Origin of the sequence: Aeromonas sp. 602200 (assembly GCF_049173895.1) — a bacterium.
Taxonomy (GTDB): domain Bacteria; phylum Pseudomonadota; class Gammaproteobacteria; order Enterobacterales; family Aeromonadaceae; genus Aeromonas; species Aeromonas veronii_A.
Window position 1 is genome coordinate 24725 of record NZ_JAAKSL010000022.1, and the last position, 15329, is coordinate 40053.

General features: G+C 60.3%; 18 protein-coding genes. 7 read left to right on the forward strand and 11 right to left on the reverse strand.

Annotated elements, in window-relative coordinates; all coding sequences use genetic code 11:
- Nucleotides 1–111: 111 nt before the first annotated feature.
- From G5221_RS19615 to rpoE, 4 genes are all read right to left on the reverse strand, one after another.
- Nucleotides 112–573: a SoxR reducing system RseC family protein gene (locus tag G5221_RS19615; protein ID WP_266135386.1), complete on the reverse strand. Its 462-nt coding sequence runs from the start codon at nt 571–573 to the stop codon at nt 112–114.
- Nucleotides 574–666: 93 nt separating this feature from the next.
- The gene (locus tag G5221_RS19620; RefSeq protein ID WP_266135354.1) at nt 667–1647 is read right to left on the reverse strand and encodes a MucB/RseB C-terminal domain-containing protein; all 981 of its coding nucleotides are present in this window, start codon (nt 1645–1647) and stop codon (nt 667–669) included.
- Nucleotides 1648–1668: 21 nt separating this feature from the next.
- A complete protein-coding gene (locus G5221_RS19625; RefSeq protein WP_266135355.1) occupies nt 1669–2271 on the reverse strand; it encodes a sigma-E factor negative regulatory protein in 603 nt (200 codons plus the stop codon).
- Nucleotides 2272–2293: 22 nt separating this feature from the next.
- Nucleotides 2294–2875, reverse strand: a complete 582-nt coding sequence (gene rpoE / locus G5221_RS19630; RefSeq protein WP_005335411.1) for an RNA polymerase sigma factor RpoE — start codon at nt 2873–2875, stop codon at nt 2294–2296.
- A 182-nt stretch (nt 2876–3057) separates the two neighbouring features.
- Here rpoE and nadB point away from each other — a divergent pair, with 182 nt between their 5' ends.
- A complete protein-coding gene (nadB, locus tag G5221_RS19635) occupies nt 3058–4665 on the forward strand; it encodes an L-aspartate oxidase (protein ID WP_005354382.1) in 1608 nt (535 codons plus the stop codon).
- Nucleotides 4666–4819: 154 nt separating this feature from the next.
- On the opposite strand, the gene G5221_RS19640 is transcribed toward nadB, so the two are convergent.
- Nucleotides 4820–5212 (reverse strand): protein YgfX, encoded by a 393-nt coding sequence (locus tag G5221_RS19640; RefSeq protein WP_266135356.1) that lies wholly within the window; start codon nt 5210–5212, stop codon nt 4820–4822.
- Between the two features lie 19 nt (nt 5213–5231).
- The gene (locus G5221_RS19645; RefSeq protein WP_005335417.1) at nt 5232–5501 is read right to left on the reverse strand and encodes a succinate dehydrogenase assembly factor 2; all 270 of its coding nucleotides are present in this window, start codon (nt 5499–5501) and stop codon (nt 5232–5234) included.
- Nucleotides 5502–5612: 111 nt separating this feature from the next.
- On the opposite strand from G5221_RS19645, the gene ygfZ reads away from it, so the two are divergent.
- Nucleotides 5613–6521, forward strand: coding sequence for a tRNA-modifying protein YgfZ (ygfZ, locus tag G5221_RS19650; protein WP_162517618.1), 909 nt, complete (start codon nt 5613–5615; stop codon nt 6519–6521).
- Nucleotides 6522–6527: 6 nt separating this feature from the next.
- On the opposite strand, the gene G5221_RS19655 is transcribed toward ygfZ, so the two are convergent.
- Nucleotides 6528–7409, reverse strand: coding sequence for a LysR family transcriptional regulator (locus G5221_RS19655; protein ID WP_266135357.1), 882 nt, complete (start codon nt 7407–7409; stop codon nt 6528–6530).
- A gap of 125 nt (nt 7410–7534) precedes the next feature.
- On the opposite strand from G5221_RS19655, the gene G5221_RS19660 reads away from it, so the two are divergent.
- A complete protein-coding gene (locus tag G5221_RS19660; protein WP_100645204.1) occupies nt 7535–7981 on the forward strand; it encodes a PACE efflux transporter in 447 nt (148 codons plus the stop codon).
- Nucleotides 7982–8143: 162 nt separating this feature from the next.
- Here G5221_RS19660 and G5221_RS19665 read toward each other — a convergent pair whose 3' ends face one another.
- Complete coding sequence (locus tag G5221_RS19665; protein WP_069529227.1) at nt 8144–8500, reverse strand: hypothetical protein; 357 nt, start codon at nt 8498–8500, stop codon at nt 8144–8146.
- A gap of 244 nt (nt 8501–8744) precedes the next feature.
- Between G5221_RS19665 and cutA the strand changes: the two genes are divergently transcribed.
- The 4 genes from cutA (at nt 8745) to G5221_RS19685 (ending at nt 11823) form a co-directional block, all read left to right on the forward strand.
- A complete protein-coding gene (gene cutA, locus G5221_RS19670) occupies nt 8745–9062 on the forward strand; it encodes a divalent-cation tolerance protein CutA (protein ID WP_203118769.1) in 318 nt (105 codons plus the stop codon).
- Entirely contained in the window at nt 9059–10858 is a 1800-nt protein-coding gene (locus G5221_RS19675) for a protein-disulfide reductase DsbD (protein ID WP_421263752.1), read from the forward strand. The genes cutA and G5221_RS19675 overlap by 4 nt, the downstream gene beginning before the upstream one ends.
- The gene (locus G5221_RS19680; protein WP_421263753.1) at nt 10848–11339 is read left to right on the forward strand and encodes a GNAT family N-acetyltransferase; all 492 of its coding nucleotides are present in this window, start codon (nt 10848–10850) and stop codon (nt 11337–11339) included. Before G5221_RS19675 ends, G5221_RS19680 begins: the two co-directional genes overlap by 11 nt.
- 70 nt (nt 11340–11409) lie before the next feature.
- Nucleotides 11410–11823 (forward strand): hypothetical protein, encoded by a 414-nt coding sequence (locus G5221_RS19685; protein WP_421263754.1) that lies wholly within the window; start codon nt 11410–11412, stop codon nt 11821–11823.
- A 54-nt stretch (nt 11824–11877) separates the two neighbouring features.
- Here G5221_RS19685 and G5221_RS19690 read toward each other — a convergent pair whose 3' ends face one another.
- From G5221_RS19690 to fbaA, 3 genes are all read right to left on the reverse strand, one after another.
- Complete coding sequence (locus G5221_RS19690) at nt 11878–12468, reverse strand: hypothetical protein (protein WP_421263755.1); 591 nt, start codon at nt 12466–12468, stop codon at nt 11878–11880.
- A gap of 236 nt (nt 12469–12704) precedes the next feature.
- On the reverse strand, nt 12705–14009 hold the full coding sequence (locus G5221_RS19695) for an NAD(P)/FAD-dependent oxidoreductase (RefSeq protein ID WP_421263756.1): 1305 nt from the start codon (nt 14007–14009) through the stop codon (nt 12705–12707).
- A 158-nt stretch (nt 14010–14167) separates the two neighbouring features.
- The gene (gene fbaA / locus G5221_RS19700; RefSeq protein ID WP_005335434.1) at nt 14168–15247 is read right to left on the reverse strand and encodes a class II fructose-bisphosphate aldolase; all 1080 of its coding nucleotides are present in this window, start codon (nt 15245–15247) and stop codon (nt 14168–14170) included.
- Nucleotides 15248–15329 lie beyond the last annotated feature (82 nt).

Consider the following 15329-nt stretch of genomic DNA (forward strand, 5'->3'; position numbering starts at 1 on the left):
AGAGTCACTCAAAATTGGTTTAAGGTCGGTTATGGAGGCGCGATTTTACTGGATAACCCGGCTGACGGCCATTCTTTAGTCGCCAACGCCAGTGAAATAGCGCCTGTTCAGTCAGGAGAGGGTACGGACGGGAACCACAACGCCGAGCATGCGGGGGCCATAACGCCCCTCATCAAGCCGGCCGGAAAAGTAACGAACCAGTAAAAAGCCGCCAGCGCCACCCAGCAGAGAGGCAAGAATGGTAATCCCCTCCCCCCCAGAGAGCAGCGGCGCCAACCAGAGTTGCCCCAGCAGAGCACTCGCCAGCAGGCAGAACAGCGGCAGCACATAGACCAGCGCGGCCCCGCGCAGCAGGCTCTCCTGCGGGATACCGAGCCTCACTTGCTGGCCAACCCGCACCTCGGCGGTCAGCCTGACCCGCAAGCGGGGAGCTTTCAGGGGAAACGCCTTGGCCACGGTGCCGGTACCGCAGTTGGATTGCTGCTGACAACCACTGCAGGCGGAGCGACGCTCGTACTCCACCCAGGCATGGTCACCCTCAATGGCCACCACGGTCGCCAGCTCTTCACTCATCTCATTCACGGCAACACCTCGGGTTCACACAATCAGGGGATCTGACCACGACTCGCCACGCTCGGCAAGCGGGGAAGAACCCCGCATCCCCCGTTACTGCACCGCTTCGTTGCGGGCCAGCGGCTGGACCGACTCGGCGATGCGCTTGGCGGTTTCGGCAGGCACCTCGCCGACCACGGTGATCTCGACCCCCACCTCGTTGACATAGCTCACCAGCGAAGTCGCCCCCTGGCGGATCAGCTGCTGGCGCACCGCCTGCTTGGGATCGACCCGGGAGACATAGACCGAGAGATCCACCAGCCCGTCGGAGAGCATCATATAGTCCACCGGCATACTGGTGGTCACCAGCTGGTGCCGGTCTTGCGACAGCACCTTGAAGCCATCGGGCAGCCAGGTGATCTGCCAGTTCAACTGCTGTTGCGGCGCCGGATAGGCATCCTCCAGCGCCAGCGCCGGGGGCTGCTTGCTGTTGGCCAGCTTCACCAGCCAGGGGGCCGGTTTGCTCTGCAGATCCAGCTCGACACCGAGTACCTGCTCCACCAGATTGCCTTCCCGCTCGACCATGTCGATCCGCAACAGCAAGTGGCTCTGCTCGTCAATCCAGAGCACGAAACCATATTTATCGGCCTCTTTAGGCACCAGCCTCACCACCTGTGCCACCACACCGGCGACACGGCTGCGGCCGGCCAGCACAGGATCATAGCTCTCCAGCACCTGCGCCAGCGGCATCTTCACCAGGGTCGACCAGATGCCGGGGAAGCGGGCATCCTTCAAGGTGTAGGGATCATGGCTGTTCTCGAAAAAGGTGAACTCGTTCTGACGCTGGAGATACTCGATCGCCTTGCCGTCAAGGTAACTGAGGTGGGCCACTTCTTTGCCGTTGATCACGGCATGGCTGATCCGGATCGGTTCAAGACGCCCCTGACGGGCCTTGACCATGGACAACTCGAAATTCTGTTGCTGCACGGCACTCTGCATCTGCTGCAACAAGGCCTCGGCCGACTTATCGTCGGCCGAGGCCTTGGCACTGATCAGCAGGAGAGAGGCCAGCAAAATACGGCTGGACTGGCGCACGTTTGTATCCCTGACAATTCGTTATTGTTGGATCTGTCTGTCTTGCAACAGGCGCTGCTGCAACTGGTGGTCACGCAGGAAGGCGTTAATCCGCTCCCGCTGCTCCTGCATCTGCTGTTCGGTCAGCCCCTGCTGACGGGCACGGGCACCCTCCTGTTGCGGATAGTGAACACTCACAGGCGCCGCACTGCCACCGATTGGAATGGTATTGAGCACCGGATTGGCCGGAACGCCATCCTGCCCCTGATACTGCTGCACCCCGAAGATAACGGCAGCGGCCACGGATGCCGCAATGGCATATTGACCCAGCTGCTGACCGACACGGCGGAACAACGGAACCACATTAGAATCTGTCTTGACCGGTGCAACGGCAGGTTGCAGCACGGGAGCCGTCTCGACCGGCTTGGGTGCCAGTATGGTGGGCTCATCCTCCAGCGCAGCCATGATGCTGTCACTGAGATCCAGTTGCAGATTGACCGGCAGGTCACCCCGCATGGCATCGCCGATCAGGTGGTAACGACCCCAGGTATCTTGCAAGTCGGAGTCCATCTCCAGCTCGTTCAGTACCTCTGCGTCACTCAGGTCACCATCCATCAGGGCAGAGATTTGCTCTTTATTTGCCATAAGTTAACCCGTCTTTCCCCAGTTAATTCTCGATCAGAGGTTGCAGCTTTTTATCGATTGCTTCCCTCGCCCGGAAGATACGGGATCTGACCGTACCCACAGGGCAATCCATGATTTCGGCAATCTCTTCGTAGCTCAGCCCTTCCAGTTCGCGAAGGGTGATAGCTGTCCTCAGGTCTTCCGGCAATGCCTCTATGGCTGAAAACACGGTGCGTTTGATCTCGTCAGTCAGCGCCAGGTTTTCGGGGGTTGAGACCTCTTGCAAGGCTTCACCACCACCATAAGACTCCGCTTCGTCAGCCTCCACATCACTGCTGGGCGGCCTGCGCCCCTGGGAGGTGAGATAATTCTTCGCCGTGTTCACGGCAATTCGGTACAACCAGGTGTAAAAAGCACTTTCGCCACGGAATGTCGGCAATGCACGGTAGGCTTTTATAAAGGCCTCTTGCGCCACATCGGGCACATCACCGGGATTGTTGACATACCTGGCAACCAGGTTGACCACCTTATGCTGGTATTTTTTTACCAACAGGTTGAAAGCTGCTTTATCGCCGCGCTGGACCCGTTCAACCAGCTGTTCGTCCAGTAGATTCTGGTCGCTCATCAGAGCCGTAAAACCCCCATCAGGTTATCGTTTTTCTTTTCCGGCCCTTCCTAAGCGCACAAGTTCAGACAGGGAGAATCAGAGAAAGTTCGCTTCAATTGAAAAAAATGTGATGCAGGCTGCATCCTCGCCCTCGCTTGGGCTACCATGGTGCCAGTTCTTAATCCAGGCCAATGATACTTATGAAAGCAAGTGTTGAATACCTTTGCGATGTACTGATCATTGGCAGCGGTGCCGCTGGTTTGTCCCTCGCGTTGCGATTGGCAGACCACGCCAAAGTCCTGGTTCTGAGCAAGGGGCCCATCAGTGAAGGGGCCACTTTCTATGCGCAAGGAGGCATCGCTGCCGTTTTCGACGAAACCGACAGCATCGAATCCCACGTGAGCGACACGCTCAACGCGGGCGCCGGGTTGTGTGACCCGGCAGTGGTCGAGTTCACCGCACGCCACGCCCGCGAATCCATCCAGTGGCTCATTCAGCAAGGGGTCCCCTTCGATCAGGAGGAGAACGCCGACGGCGAGTCCCAGTACCACCTGACTCGTGAAGGGGGCCACAGCCATCGCCGCATCTTCCACGCGGCGGATGCCACCGGCAAGGCGGTGCAGCTCACCCTGATCGATCAGGTTCGTGCCCACCCCAATATCCAGCTGATGGAGCGCTTCAACGCGGTCGACCTCATCACCACCCGCAAGCTCAACCTGCCGGGCAACAAGGTATTGGGCGCCTACGTCTGGAACCGCAACGCCGAACAGGTCGAGGTGATCCGCGCCCGTTTCGTGGCACTGGCGACCGGCGGCGCCTCCAAGGTCTACCAGTACACCTCCAACCCGGATGTGAGCTCTGGCGATGGCATCGCCATGGCATGGCGGGCCGGTTGCCGGGTGGCGAACCTGGAGTTCAACCAGTTCCACCCCACCAGTCTGTTCCACCCCGATGACCCCAACTTCCTGCTGACCGAAGCGCTGCGTGGCGAGGGGGCCTATCTGCGCCGCCCGGACGGCAGCCGCTTTATGCCGGAGTTTGACGAGCGGGCCGAGCTGGCGCCGCGCGACATCGTCGCCCGCGCCATCGACCACGAGATGAAGCGGCTCGGGGCGGATTGCATGTATCTGGATATCAGCCACAAACCGGCCGACTTCATCATCAAGCACTTCCCGACCATTTATGAGCGCTGCCTTGCAGTCGGAATCGACATCACCAAGGAGCCGATGCCCATCGTGCCGGCTGCCCACTACACCTGTGGTGGCGTGATGATCGACAACAACGGCCAGACCGATATCCCCGGTCTCTACGCCATCGGTGAAGTGACCTACACCGGTCTGCACGGCGCCAACCGCATGGCCTCCAACTCCCTGCTGGAATGCGTTGTTTATGCCCATCAGGCGGGGGCCGACATTCTGGCCAAGCTGCCGATGAGCGTGGAGCCGCCGCGCCTGCCGGTGTGGGACGAGAGCAAGGTGGAAGATTCCGACGAACTGGTGGTGATCCAGCACAACTGGCACGAGCTGCGGTTGATGATGTGGGACTACGTGGGGATAGTGCGTACCAACAAGCGCCTGGCCCGCGCCAAGCGCCGTATCGACCTGCTCAAGCAGGAGGTGCAGGAGTACTACGCCAACTTCCGTGTCTCCAACAACCTGCTGGAGCTGCGCAACCTGCTGCAGGTGGCCGAGCTTATCGTCAACTGCGCCCTGCAGCGCAAGGAGTCTCGCGGCTTGCACTACAACCTGGATTATCCGGATATGCTGCCGGACTCCAAACCGACTGTGCTGACCCCGGAGCGGGATTAATCCCCCTTCCCGTAAAGCGTTGCACCAATCAGTGACCCCGCCATGGCGGGGTCACTTGTTTTCAACCGCTTTTCAGCCACAAAAAGAGTGTCGCCAGCCACATGGCAACAGCTTATCGCGATAAATCAGCGCCTGGTTATCAGGGAAGCAGGCGTCAACGTCGGGACGGCAGAAAGTGGATAGCTCGCGCCAGCAGGCGGTAATGTTCGGGGGGAAGGGCGTCGGAGAAGAGCCACAGTTGCCGTGGCGACGCCGATTCAGAGCCTTCCGGCTCGGGACAAAGCGTCAACCTGAGCGCGCCGGGCAGAATGCGACTGTTCTTGTCAAGCTGATAGCGACGACCTTGCCACTGTAGCCACTGGCCATCCCAGACAAGCTCGAACGGGGGCGCGGCGAGCGCCCGCCAGCTCAACCAAAGCGCCACCAGCCAGACGGGCAGCAACAGCGCCCACTGCCAACCGGCAATCAGGCCAGCCACCGGCCAGAGCAGCAACAGAAAGAGGGCCACCAGCAAATATTGCTGATGGCGGGAGGGGTGAACCTTCATGATCACCCGCTCCACGGTATTACCCCTGGCGGTCGTGGCGCGCCTGATTGCGCTCCAGGATCATCGGGATCATGGCGGCAAATGCGGGATCGGCAGGGACACCATGACCCATGCACCATTTGAACAGATCCGGATCGTCGCTCGCCAGCAGGCGGATAAAGGTCTGCTGATCGGCTTCGCTCAGGGAGTCGAACTCGTGTTCGAAAAAGGGCATAAAGATCACATCCAGCTCGAGCATACCGCGACGGCAGGCCCACTTCAGGCGGGATTTTTCAACTGGGCTCAACATGGCACTCTCCTTACAAAGACCGGGGGATGGTACCAGCTGGATTTTCCGGCTGACAAACATTAGTTACGTCTTTACCATGCAGCTCACATACTTTCTCTCTGGAATACCATCGTGAGCCTGCAACCACCTGTTTTTCCTGCCGAGCCGACCCGCTTCCCCCTGACCAAGCTGGCCATCACCCGTATCAGCGGCCAGGATCGCGTCAAATATCTGCAAGGTCAGGTCACCTGTGATGTCAACGCCCTGCAACCGGGGCAACAGACCCCGGGTGGCCACTGTGATCCCAAGGGCAAGCTGTGGAGCAATTTCCGCCTGCTCTGCCTCGACGACAGTCTGCTGCTGCTGACCAGCCCTTCAGTGTTGGAACGTCAGTTGCCGGAGCTGAAGAAATTTGCCGTCTTCTCCAAGGTCGAGATCGCCGCCGATGAGCGTCACGCTACCGGGATCGCCGGTACGGGCAGCGATGGCTGGATCGCCGCGCAGTTTGGTCTGGAGCAGAGCGGTCTTATCGACGGCGGCATGGCGGTGAAGATTGAACAGGATCGCTGGCTGCTGGTGAGCAATCAGCAAGCCGACGCCCTGCCACAAGGTGACGAGTCACTCTGGTGGGGGCTCGAGATCAAGGCGGGCCTGCCACACATGGAAGCGGTGCATCAGGGGGAGTTCATCCCGCAGATGCTCAACCTGCAGGCACTGGACGGCATCAGCTTCAACAAGGGTTGCTACATGGGGCAGGAGACGGTGGCCCGCGCCAAGTATCGCGGCGCCAACAACCGCGCCCTGTTCCTGCTGGCGGGGACTACCGGCGAGCCAGTTGCCAGCGGCGATACCCTGGAGCTGCAACTGGGTGACAACTGGCGCCGCAGCGGCATGGTGCTCAACGCCTGGCAACAGGCCGGGCAGGTGTGGCTCACCGCCGTACTGCCGAAGGATACCGAGGCTGACGCCCAATTCCGCCTCAAGCAGGACGAAGGCTCCCGCCTCACCCTGCAACCCCTGCCTTACGCCCTGACCGAGTAAGGTCGGCTAGCGAGGCACCCGCGCCAGCAGTGCCTCCTTCAGCCAGCGCCCCGCCTGCCCCAGCGGGCGGGCGCGATGCCACTGCAGCTCCAGCGCCAACGCATGGCTGGCGATAAAGTCGGGCTCCAGCACCACCACCTCGCCCCGCTTCAGCGGTTGATGCAGCAGAAATTCCGGAATAGCGGACCAGCCAAGACCCCGTTTGACCAGCTCCAGCACCCCGAGATCCCCCTCGACCCACCACACCTGAGCCGAGATACGAAAACGCTGGCGCTCGCTCCCTTCCCGTCGGCCGGTCACCATCAGCTGACGTGCTCCCTGCAGATCGACCTCCCGCAGCGGCTGCTTGCGGGCCAGCGGATGATCCGGTGACACCACCAGCGGCATGGTCACCTCCCCCAGCGAACGGGCGACAATCTCCCGCTGGGGATGCACCTTCTGATAACTGATGCCAAGCTGGGCCCGCCCAGTCACCAGCATCTCGGTCACATCTTCCATCAGCGGGAAGAGCAGCTCCAGCTCCACGGTGGGGTAGCGAGTGGCGAACTCCTCCAGCAGGCTGCCGAGCCAGGGCAGGTGGGAGTCATCATCGATGGCCAGGGTGAGGCGCGTCTCCACCCCGGCCGCCAGCTCCCCGGCAATGGATTGCAATCGTTCACTCTGCGCCAGCAGGATCCCCGCCTCCTGCACCATGCGGGCCCCCGCCTCCGTCAGTTGCGGATAGCGGCCGCTGCGGTCAAACAGGGTGAGCGCCAGATCGATCTCCAGATTGGCGATGGCGCTGCTCACTACCGACTGCGCCTTGCCCAGCTTGCGGGCGGCAGCGGAAAACGAGCCGGTTTCGGCGGCTGCCAGCAAGATCCTCAGTTGTTCCAGTGATGGCGTCATCCTATGGCCCTCCGGCAAGCTCTCTCATCCATCTATTTTAGCGATGGATACCAACATGAATCTATCGCTAAAGATCTATAGATTAACCAGCAATCCGTGAATAAATCTGATTGAGAGAGTGACTTATGCGTACCCGTAACGATCGCCTGCGCCATGCCATTGGCTTTGAATTCATTGGCCTGCTGATTGCCGCCCCGCTGGCCAGCTGGGTTACCGGGGTCGGGCTCAACCATATGGGCCCGCTGGCACTGTTCTTCTCGGTGCTGGCCACCGTCTGGAACTACATCTACAACATCGGGGTCGACAAGCTGCTGCTCAAATATCAGGGCCATACCCACAAAACCCTGTGGCAACGGGTGCTGCATACCTTCGGCTTTGAGGGCGGTCTGCTGATCGTCGCGCTGCCGGTCATGTCCTGGTGGCTGAGCGTCAGCCTGCTGGAGGCGCTGGTGCTGGATCTGGGCTTCGTCGTCTTCTACCTGATCTATGCCTTCGTCTACAACTGGGGCTATGACAAGGTGTTCCCCATCCCCCGCGAAGTGCCGCACGGCATGCAACAAGAGGCGCGCTAAGGCACGAATCCGTTGGATTGAAACCGAGAAATGAAGGGCAACAAGGAAAGACTACAGAAGAAACGACACGGCCCCATCATGGCAGACATGATGGGGCCGCAACAGGGATCAGCGCTGGCAGGCCGGCTGATTCAGAGGTAAGGATTCAGGCCTGCCCGTCGCTCAAGCCTGGGCCTTGAGCTCTTCGCCGCTCTCGTCAGTTGCGACAGCCTCTTCAGGCTGGGCCTGAGCGGCCTGCAGCGCTTCCAGCTCGCTCTGATAATCGCTCAGGATCTGCTGGGCAACCGCCATATCTCCCTTGTGTTTGCGCTCGAACAGATGGTGCTGCACCACGCCGTTGAGATACTCCACTGTAATGGGCTGCTCCAGGGTGGCCATCAGCTCCTCTTTCTCCAGCTCGGCATTGATTTCATCGGCGGTTGTGCGCAGCAGCCCGGCCAATTGAACCAACATGCGGCGCTCACCTTCGCGCAGCAGGCTCAACATGCGGTTTCTCTGCTGCTCATTCTGTTGGGTCATACATTTCCTTACGTCAATTGGGAACAAGCCCGCTCATTCTGCCCTGTCCCCATGACAGCGTCTATCTCATGCCCCCCACAAATTTTTGGCGCTGGCTCACAAATGGCTACAGATGCTATTTGAAGCGGCTCTGGGGTATAGTAGCCGCTGATTTTCAGGCGCTTTTTTCACCTTCATCCGCAGAAAAGGATGACACGGCAAGGGCGCCTGCCCGGTTTACCCCAACGAGGTGAAGATCCGCTTTATGACCGACGCCATTGTGGTGCTCTGCACCTGCCCAGATCAAACCAGTGCCGACCTTCTCTGCGAACAGCTGCTGAACCAGCGGCTGGCCGCCTGCATCAATCAACTGCCGGGCATTACCTCTGTCTATCGTTGGCAAGGCAAGGTGGAGCGCGCCACCGAGATCCAGCTCGTCATCAAATCCCGCCAGCCACTCTTTGCCGAGCTGCAGGCATGTATTCAAGCCAATCACCCTTATGAGGTGCCCGAGCTGCTGGCCCTGCCGGTGAGTGCCGGACTACCCGCCTATCTCGACTGGCTCAATGGGGAGACCTCATGACATTCACTCGCTTGCTCTCTCCCCTGTTGCTGCTCTGTGCCCTGTTGACGATAGCGGTGGGCAGCGCCCCTGCCCACGCCAGCGGCGCCGACCTGCTCAGCTCGCTGGGCATTGAGGCCAACGCCAAACCCAAATTTTTGCAGGTCGATGAGGCCTTTCAGATCAAGAGCGAACAGCGTGGCGATCAGCTGCTGCTAACCCTCCACATCGCCGACGACTACTACCTCTATCGCCATAGCCTGCGCTTCAAGGGGAACAACCTCACCTTCAGCGAGCCGACCCTGCCGGAAGGCACCGAGCACGAGGATGACTTCTTCGGCAAGACCCGGGTCTACTACCAGCAGGTGAGCATCGCGGTGCCGCTAAAGGAGGTGGGGGAAAATGCCACCCTGCGGGTGCGCTATCAGGGCTGTACCTACGGCCTCTGCTATCCACCGACCGACAAACTGATCGATGTGGCTCCGCTGGTCAAGACAACCACCGCATCCGCTGCTGAAACGGCACAAAGCGTCGCACCGGTTAGCCAGCAGGATCAGCTGGCCTCCGCCCTCGGCCATCAGGGGTTCTGGCTCAGCATCGTCGCCTTCTTCGCGCTGGGGCTGGGGCTCGCCTTCACCCCCTGCGTCTTCCCCATGTACCCAATCCTGACCGGCATCATCGCCGGTGCTGGCCATCGCCTCTCCACAGGTCGCGCCTTCCTGCTCTCCCTGGTCTATGTGCAAGGGATGGCGGTCACCTACACCTTGCTCGGACTGGTAGTGGCCTCGGCGGGTCTGAAATTCCAGGCGGCGCTGCAACACCCCTATGTGCTGATCGCCCTCTCGGTGATGTTCGTGCTGCTGGCCCTCTCCATGTTCGGACTCTATACCCTGCAACTGCCGAGCAGTTTGCAAACCCGTCTCTCCGGCCTCTCCAACCGCCAGCAGGGCGGCTCGGTAGTCGGGGTCGCCATCATGGGGATGATCTCCGGGCTGGTCTGCTCCCCCTGCACCACGGCGCCGCTCTCGGGGGCGCTGATCTACGTGGCCCAGAGCGGCGATCTCTGGCTCGGCGGGGCGGCGCTCTATGCGCTGTCACTGGGGATGGGCCTGCCGCTGCTGCTGCTCGGCACCTCGGGTGGCAAGCTGCTGCCCAAGGCGGGCGCCTGGATGGATGTGATCAAGCAGCTGTTTGGTTTTGCCCTGCTGGCAGTGCCGATCCTGCTGCTGTCACGGCTCTGGAGCGATCAGATTGCCACTCTCGCCTGGCTCGGCTGGGGGCTGCTGCTGTGCGGCTACCTCTATCACCACAACCAGCATCAGCCCCACTCGGTGGCCAAAAGCGTGCGCGGCTTCGTGCTGTTGCTGGCGATGATCAGCGCCGTGGTGGTGGGCAAGGATCTGCTGCAACCGGCCACCCCTGCTGCCATCACGGCGGATGTCGGTCAAACGGCGCCGCGGTTTATCCGCGTCAAGACGCTGGATGATCTCAAGGTGCAGCTGGCCGCCGCCCGCGGTAAGCCGGTGCTGCTCGACCTCTACGCCGACTGGTGCGTCGCCTGCAAGGAGTTCGAGCACAAGACCTTCAGCGACCCGGCAGTACGCGAGCGTTTCGGCCAGATGGTTCTGCTGCAGGCAGACGTCACTGCCAACGACGATGCCGATATCGAGCTGCTCAACAGCCTCAATGTGCTCGGACTGCCGACCCTCATCTTCTTCGACCGCGAGGGCAAGGAGCTGTCAGGGCAGCGGGTCACCGGTTTTATGGGGCCTATCCCCTTTGCCAAACATCTCGAGATGGTAAGTGATGCACACTGAGTTGCGTCGGCTGCAGACAAGCGATTCACCTGCCTTGCAGCGGCTGTTCGAGCAGGCCCCCTCCTATCAGGCGGCGGTGAGCAATGACCCTCTCTCTGCACGGGCAGGAGAAGAGGAACTTGTCGCCTGCCCATCCGGCCTGCCTCTCTCCGACAAACATCTCATCGGCCGCTGGGAGCAGGGAGAACTCACCGCTGTCATTGATCTGCTGCGCGGCTACCCCAATCCAGACACCGCCTATCTGGGTCTGTTACTGGTGGGGGAACCCTGGCAAGGGAGTGGCCGTGGTCAGTCGCTCTATCTTCACGCCTGCACGCTGGCAAGCTCATGGGGGGCTACCCGGCTTCGCCTGTCAGTGATTGCCAGCAATGAGAGTGCTCTATCCTTCTGGCTGCGCAGAGGCTTCACCGAGTGCTATCGCCGCGAGCTGGCTGGTTATCGGGCCGAGGCCATCGTGCTGGAACGTTCACTGGAACCGTGAGCCGAGGTTTGCCGCCGCGCATTCGCGTGGCACAATCGCCCCTCTCGTTTTGCACTTGTCCGGAGTTTTGATGAAAAAGTGGTTCATCCCCCTGCTAGCCCTCTGGCTTTATGGCTGCAGTGCAGGGCCCGGTGAAGAGGATATCCGCCAGCAGGTCACCGCCAAGCTGCTGGCCGAGACAGACGCCAACCTGTTCGATATCAGCGACTTCACCATCCTCGGCAAGGAGGAGCGGATGGAGGGGGTCTATCTGGTCAAGGTGAGTTACCAGCTCCACTTCAAGCAGGGGCTCGATCAGTTGCAGGTGTTGCACGACGAGGACCTGGTCTACGACCGGGTTGGCCCCTTCCAGCAGGAGATGGGGCTGATGGAGCTCGAGCGAAAATATGGCGCGTTCGAGGCGGGCCAGGTGCTGCCACAAGAGGCAGAGGTGTGGATGATGAAGGACGAACAGGGCTGGCGGCTGGCCGAACCGGCCCAATAAAGCGCTTTCCGCCCCTTATGCTCTGCAACGACGCTCCTGCCGTTGCCAACCTGCTCAAACCTGGGTATCGACCCGATACCCTTTTCGCTCGGCAGGTTCGTTCGGCAGCTTGCTGGCCAACCCTGACAGCACCTCCTTGAGGGTGACCCCGCTCTCTGCCGCACCACTGCTCTCCAGCAGCTTGGTCAGCTGGTTCTGCAAGGGGTTGACCGCTTCACGCTCGGCTCCTTGCTCGCTCTCTTTTTCCTGTCCGCCCTGCTGATCCAGCGTCTCCAGCAGGCGCTCCAGATCCCGCTTGAGCGGGTTTTCGCTGCTGTCGGCGATGGCGAGTTTGCGCTGTTCCTGCTCTTGCCGCTGTTGTTGCTGCAATACCAACTGTTGCTCCTGCTGCTGTTGCAGGGAGCCCATCATGGTGTTGATGAACGCTTCCAGCGAATCCCTGATTGAAACAGTGCCCCCGCCGCGGCTCTCCCCTTGCGGTGACAGCCCCAATTCGTCCAGCACAGCGCCAAGGTCGCGCACCATACGGCTGCCACTGCCCGTTGATGGTGAGGTCACAGCCCGCTCCAGTGCCTGCACGGCGGGAGAACCCTGCCGTTGCGCCAGCGGGCTGAGCCCGCCTGACGCGACCACATTTATCTCCATCTTGGCCCTCCTCTCCCCGTCCTCGGCCCTTTCTCGGCAAATATTCCGGCAATCTGACAACCCCTTGCCCCTTGGCAGATAACCGCTCTCACACCTAAAAGATAGCGCCAACCGGACGAGATTGGCGCGAATGCATCTTTTGGTCTATCGGGCGGAACGATAGTGCTAGCCCGCTATAAACAAGAACTGGCAAGGGGGCTTAGTTCAGCCATCACTGCACAGGCTGACAATCGGAGTCAGAAGATATCCTTCATCCGGTGCCACAACATTCCCAGAGCCAGCAGCGGAGAGCGCAGCGCCGGGCCACCCGGGAAAGTGATGTGAGGCACGCTGGCAAAGAGATCGAAACCCCGGCTCTCGCCGCGGATCGCCTCGGCTACCAGCTTGCCCGCCATATGGGTGGCGTTGAGGCCATGCCCCGAGTAGGCCTGGGCATAGAGCACGTTGGGGTGAGCCTTCAAGCGGCCAATCTGCGGCAGCCGGTTGGCGCCAATCCCGATCATCCCGCCCCACTGAAACTCGATGGCAGTGCCAGCCAGCTCGGGGAATACCCGCAGCAGCTTGGGCAACATGAAGGCCTTGATGTCGCGGGGATCCCTTCCCGAGTAGTTGCAGGCGCCGCCAAACAGCAGACGACCATCGGCGGAGAGACGGTAGTAGTCGAGCGCCACGTTCTGATCGCACACCGCCATGTTTTGCGGCAGCAAGCGCTGGCGCAAGCGGCGATCCAGCACCTCGGTGGCGAGAATGTAGGAACCGGCCGGCAGCACCCGCCCTCCCAGCTCCGGATTGAGGTCATTGAGATAGGCGTTGCAGCCGATCACCAGATAGTCGGCAGTGACCCGGCCATGGGCGGTGGTCACTTCAAGCTGCTTGCCGTAATCGATATGGGTCACTCTGGAGTGTTCAAACAGGGAAACCCCGAGGCTGGCGGCGGCGCGCGCCTCGCCGAGCGCCAGATTGAGGGGATGGAGATGGCCGGAGCCCATGTCGATGAGGCCGCCGATATAGCGATCCGACCCCACCACGCTATGGATATCTTCCCGCGGGACCAGCTTGAGTTCGTGCTCATAGCCCAGACTCGCCAGATGGTCGAGATCCTCTTCGAAACCTGCCAGATGGCGCTGACGGGTGGCAAGGTCGCAGTAACCCCAGGTGAGGTCGCACTCGATATTGAAACGCTCGACCCGCTCGCGTACCAGCTGCACCGCCTCCAGCCCCATCAGGTCGAGATCGCGCACCCCATCCTCACCAATCCAGCGGGCAAACTGGCTGGTATCGTGGCCGATACCGCGAATAAGCTGACCACCGTTGCGCCCGGAAGCGCCCCAGCCGATACGGTTGGCCTCCAGCAGCACCACCTTGTAGCCTGCATCAGCCAGGTTGATGGCGGTGTTGAGACCGGTAAAACCGCCGCCGATAATGCAGACATCCGCGTTCAACTCGGCCTCGAGTTCCGGCCACTGCTGCGGATCGTTGCGGGTCGCGGCGTAGTAGGAGGCCGCGTGCTCCTGATATCCGATGTGCTTTCCTGCCTGCATGTTCAGCATCCTGCCTTGTTGCAAATTGTTTAATAAAATAAGCAAACTTGTTTCGATAATACCCAGCTAAGGCACGGCAAACCAGCTACCACGGATCACAGAAATGCAAAAGGCGCCCCGAAGGGCGCCTTTTCATGCAATCAAGGTGCTGTAACGAATTACAGTACGTCGATGGCGTTCAGGTCGGAGAATGCTTTCTCCAGACGAGCGATCATGGAAGTCTGACCTTCACGCAGCCATACGCGCGGATCGTAGTACTTCTTGTTCGGCTTGTCGGCGCCTTCCGGGTTGCCCAGCTGGCCTTGCAGGTAAGCTTCGTTCTTCTTGTAGAAGTTCAGCAGACCTTCCCAGGTTGCCCACTGGGTGTCGGTGTCGATGTTCATCTTCACTACGCCGTAGGAGATGGACTCGCGGATCTCTTCCAGAGTGGAACCTGAACCACCGTGGAATACGAAGTCCAGAGACTTGGCCGGAATACCGAACTTCTCGGAAACGTACTTCTGGGAAGCGTCCAGGATGGACGGGGTCAGCTTGACATTACCCGGCTTGTATACACCGTGTACGTTGCCGAAGGAGGCAGCGATGGTGAAACGCGGGCTGATCTTGGACAGACGCTCGTAAGCGTAAGCAACATCTTCCGGCTGGGTGTACAGAGCGGACTGATCCATGTGGCTGTTGTCGACGCCGTCTTCTTCGCCACCGGTGCAACCCAGTTCCAGCTCCAGAGTCATGTTCATCTTGGCCATGCGGGTCAGGTACTCGCAGCAGATGTCGATGTTCTCTTCCAGAGACTCTTCGGACAGATCCAGCATGTGGGAGGAGAACAGCGGCTTGCCGGTTTCAGCAAAGTGCTTCTCGCCCGCTTCCAGCAGACCGTCGATCCACGGCAGCAGCTTCTTGGCAGCGTGGTCGGTGTGCAGAATTACCGGCACGCCGTAGGCTTCGGCAACAGCGTGAACGTGCTTGGCACCAGAGATGGCACCCAGGATGGCGGCTTTCTGACCTTCCAGCTTCAGACCCTTACCGGCGGTGAACACGGCACCACCGTTGGAGAACTGAACGATAACCGGCGCTTTAACCTTGGCGGCAGCTTCCAGTACGGCGTTAACGGAGTCGGTACCAACGCAGTTTACAGCCGGCAGAGCAAAGCCGTTCTCTTTAGCGATGGCGAACACTTTCTGAACGTCATCACCAGTGATCACGCCGGGTTTTACGAAGTCGAAAATTTTCTTAGACATGTTTAATCGTCCTGTCTCGTATGCCGTTAATAAAAAATGGGGGGTTCATCATGAACCGGCACAGCGGGCACATGATAAACGA

Coding starts and splice junctions, on each gene's coding strand:
- fbaA (WP_005335434.1), bottom strand. CDS start 15,247: ATGTCTAAGAAAATTTTCGACTTCGTAAAACCCGGCGTGATCACTGGT.
- G5221_RS19625 (WP_266135355.1), bottom strand. CDS start 2,271: ATGGCAAATAAAGAGCAAATCTCTGCCCTGATGGATGGTGACCTGAGT.
- G5221_RS19680 (WP_421263753.1), top strand. CDS start 10,848: ATGCACACTGAGTTGCGTCGGCTGCAGACAAGCGATTCACCTGCCTTG.
- rpoE (WP_005335411.1), bottom strand. CDS start 2,875: ATGAGCGACCAGAATCTACTGGACGAACAGCTGGTTGAACGGGTCCAG.
- G5221_RS19655 (WP_266135357.1), bottom strand. CDS start 7,409: ATGACGCCATCACTGGAACAACTGAGGATCTTGCTGGCAGCCGCCGAA.
- G5221_RS19615 (WP_266135386.1), bottom strand. CDS start 573: ATGAGTGAAGAGCTGGCGACCGTGGTGGCCATTGAGGGTGACCATGCC.
- nadB (WP_005354382.1), top strand. CDS start 3,058: ATGAAAGCAAGTGTTGAATACCTTTGCGATGTACTGATCATTGGCAGC.
- G5221_RS19685 (WP_421263754.1), top strand. CDS start 11,410: ATGAAAAAGTGGTTCATCCCCCTGCTAGCCCTCTGGCTTTATGGCTGC.
- cutA (WP_203118769.1), top strand. CDS start 8,745: ATGACCGACGCCATTGTGGTGCTCTGCACCTGCCCAGATCAAACCAGT.
- G5221_RS19640 (WP_266135356.1), bottom strand. CDS start 5,212: ATGAAGGTTCACCCCTCCCGCCATCAGCAATATTTGCTGGTGGCCCTC.
- G5221_RS19660 (WP_100645204.1), top strand. CDS start 7,535: ATGCGTACCCGTAACGATCGCCTGCGCCATGCCATTGGCTTTGAATTC.
- G5221_RS19665 (WP_069529227.1), bottom strand. CDS start 8,500: ATGACCCAACAGAATGAGCAGCAGAGAAACCGCATGTTGAGCCTGCTG.
- G5221_RS19645 (WP_005335417.1), bottom strand. CDS start 5,501: ATGTTGAGCCCAGTTGAAAAATCCCGCCTGAAGTGGGCCTGCCGTCGC.
- G5221_RS19675 (WP_421263752.1), top strand. CDS start 9,059: ATGACATTCACTCGCTTGCTCTCTCCCCTGTTGCTGCTCTGTGCCCTG.
- G5221_RS19690 (WP_421263755.1), bottom strand. CDS start 12,468: ATGGAGATAAATGTGGTCGCGTCAGGCGGGCTCAGCCCGCTGGCGCAA.
- G5221_RS19695 (WP_421263756.1), bottom strand. CDS start 14,009: ATGCAGGCAGGAAAGCACATCGGATATCAGGAGCACGCGGCCTCCTAC.